At 69.1% G+C, this 2,789-nt stretch carries 2 protein-coding genes and 1 pseudogene; 1 reads left to right on the top strand and 2 read right to left on the bottom strand.

Annotated elements, in window-relative coordinates:
* Nucleotides 1–184 (bottom strand): annotated as a pseudogene (locus DD1DGNOD_RS30150) (hypothetical protein); the annotation flags it as partial.
* A 176-nt stretch (nucleotides 185–360) separates the two neighbouring features.
* Entirely contained in the window at nucleotides 361–1,326 is a 966-nt protein-coding gene (locus tag DD1DGNOD_RS23340; protein WP_131768664.1) for an NAD(P)/FAD-dependent oxidoreductase, read from the bottom strand.
* Nucleotides 1,327–1,794: 468 nt separating this feature from the next.
* Between DD1DGNOD_RS23340 and DD1DGNOD_RS23335 the strand changes: the two genes are divergently transcribed.
* Nucleotides 1,795–2,789, top strand: a 995-nt coding sequence (locus DD1DGNOD_RS23335) for a serine/threonine-protein kinase (RefSeq protein ID WP_131771035.1), incomplete at its 3' end; no start/stop codon positions are given.

Below are 2,789 nucleotides of genomic sequence, written 5' to 3'. Positions count from 1 at the left end.
GGTCGGACGTGTCGGACGTGTCGGACGCGGAAGCCACTGCCCGGTCGGGCGTGGGAGTTGTGACCTGGCCGGGTGTGGAGGTTGTAGCCCGGCCGGGCGTGGTGAGCAGGCGCGCGACCTCGCGGACGGTCGCGTTCGCCTCGTCCCGCCGTGAGCCGTGCCCGATCACCAGTAGACCCCGCATGCCCACCAGTCTGCGCCGGTGGCGTGTTCATCGGGTAACGGCGGTGTTCGTCGGATGGTGCATCGACGGTGACAGCGGTGTCCGGCCGTCAGATGCCAGTGTTGATTGCCAGGTGTTGACTGTCGAATTGTCAGGTGTTGTCAGGTGTTGATTGTCAGGTGGTGGTATTTGGGCCGTCAGGCGGCGGCGCCGTCGTCGGAGCTGTGGCCGGGGAAGACCTTGGCGGACGGGTCGATGATCGGGGCTGCGTTGTTCACAGCGGTCGCGACCTCACCGAAACCGGTCGCGATCAGGCGGACCTTGCCCGGGTATTCGGTGATGTCGCCGGCGGCGAAGAGCCGCTCGACCCCGGTCGCCATGGTCGAGTCCACCACGATGTGGCGCTTGTCGATGGTCAGGTTCCAGCGGGTCAGGGGCCCCAGATCGGCGGTGAACCCGAGGGCCGCGACGATTGCCTGGGCCGGGCGGACCTGGCGGTCGCCGGACTTGTTGTTCACCAGCTCGACCTTTTCCACCTGGTTGTCACCGTGGATGGCCGTGACCTCGGTGTACGTCAGCACCTCGACGCTGGAGGACAGCACCTTCTCGACGGTGTGCGCGTGCGCACGGAACCGGTCCCGCCGGTGGACCAGGGTCACCGACCGTGCCAGCGGCTCCAGGGCGAGCGCCCAGTCGAAGGCGCTGTCACCCCCGCCGACGATGACGACGTCCGCGTTGGCGTAGACGTCCAGCTTCGGGACGAAGTAGACCAGGCCACGGCCGAGATGATCACTTCCGACGGGGAGCGGGCGTGGCGTGAACGTCCCGAGCCCACCGGTGATGACGACGGCCTTTGCCCGAACCCGCGTCCCCTGCGCGCTGGTGACCACGACGGCGTCGGCCTCGTGGGTCAGTTCGGTTGCCTGCTGGCCGAGCAGGTAGTTGGGGGAGAACGCGCCGGCCTGGGCGACAAGGGCGGCGATGAGATCCCGGCCCCGCACCGCGGGAAACCCGGCCACATCGTAGATTATTTTTTCCGGGTACATTGCGGTGACCTGACCGCCCGCTTCGGGAAGCGAGTCCATCAACGTTACGGACATCCCACGGAATCCGGCGTAGTAGGCACCGAAGAGCCCGGCCGGGCCAGCACCAATGATCAACATGTCGGTGTCGACATCCGCCGATGTCGAGCCGTCGGGACCGGTAGTGGTCAGTGCGTCCACACGCGACTCCTGTTGCCATGTGGCTTGGCCGGACCAGATATGCAGGGGCCGGGTGGAGCCACCGGAAGACTTTTTCACTCATCCTGCCGCATCGAACAGCGATGCGTCGCAACCCGCGCGCTGACGTCGGCGCGTCGCGCGAACATGTGTAGCGGCTCGAGTCCCTGGCCGTGACCTGGGGACTTGGCCCTCCTGGCAGCGCGAGAGAAATATGATCGCGCTGCCTTCGGCTCTGTAGACAGTTACCGTCGAAGCCGTCGGCCTGTGCCAGTTGGTGATTATGACTGCCAGTTGGTGATTATGACGTGTGGCCGGGATGGTGATCGGGAGGTCGATGATCGAGGAAACACGGCAGGCGGGGGCGCGGGCGTGAGGCTGGCACCGGGATGGGAGCACCCGAGAGCCGTCATGCCCCTCCAGCGCGACGACCCCGGTGTGGTCGGCCGGTACCGGATCACGGGTCGACTCGGGTCGGGCGGTATGGGCGTGGTCTACCTGGGCCTGGACACCGCCGGCCGTCCAGTGGCGGTGAAGGTGATCAGGGCGGATCTGGCCGCCGATCCGGAGTTCAGGGCACGGTTCGCCGACGAGGTGGCGGCCGCCCGGCGGGTCGCGCCTTTCTGCACCGCGCAGGTCCTGGACGCCGATCCCGGAGCTCGACTGCCCTACCTGGTGACCGAGTACATCGACGGGGTCCGCCTCGACGACGTCGTCACCAGCCGCGGGCCGCTGTCGCTGTCGACGTTGCAGGGCGTCGCGGTCGGGGTGGCGTCCGCGCTGACCGCCATCCACGGCGCCGGGATCGTGCACCGCGACCTGAAGCCGAGCAACGTCCTGCTGTCCTACTCGGGTCCGCGGGTCATCGATTTCGGTATCGCCAGGGCAGCGGACGCGGCAGTTGGGCGCACCCGGTCCGGCCTGGTGCTGGGATCGGCAGGCTGGATGGCGCCCGAGCAGATGGAGGGAGTGCCGGTCGGCCCGTCCGCCGACGTCTTCGCCTGGGGTCTGCTGATCGCATATGCCGCGACCGGTCGCCATCCCTTCGGCGGTGGTGCGCCGCTGGAGGTGGCGCAGCGGATGGCCGTCGAGCGGCCGACCCTGGAGGCTCTTCCCGCTGGTCTGCGTCCGCTGGTCGCCTCGACGCTCGCCCGCGATCCGCACGCCCGCCCGTCCGCCGAGCGCCTCGTCCTGGTGTTGCTCGGTGACCGGGGGCGTTCCGGGGGCGACACCCGTGCGGCCGTCACCCAGGTCCTCGGCGATACGTGGATCTCTGGCGACACGCGGCCGGACGGCCGGTATGCCCGTGCCGACGGCGCCGTCCGGCCGGCTGTCGGTGGCGCCGTCCGTCCGGCGGCCTCTGGTGGCGGTGCGGCCGGTGGCGGTGCGGCCGGTGGCGGTGCGGC

The sequence above is a fragment of the Candidatus Protofrankia californiensis genome, assembly GCF_900634765.1.
GTDB lineage: Bacteria > Actinomycetota > Actinomycetes > Frankiales > Frankiaceae > Protofrankia > Protofrankia californiensis.
Note: the sequence above shows the minus strand (reverse complement) of the source record. Positions and strands in the feature narration are given on the sequence as shown.

Coding starts and splice junctions, on each gene's coding strand:
- DD1DGNOD_RS23340 (WP_131768664.1), bottom strand. CDS start 1,326: ATGTTGATCATTGGTGCTGGCCCGGCCGGGCTCTTCGGTGCCTACTAC.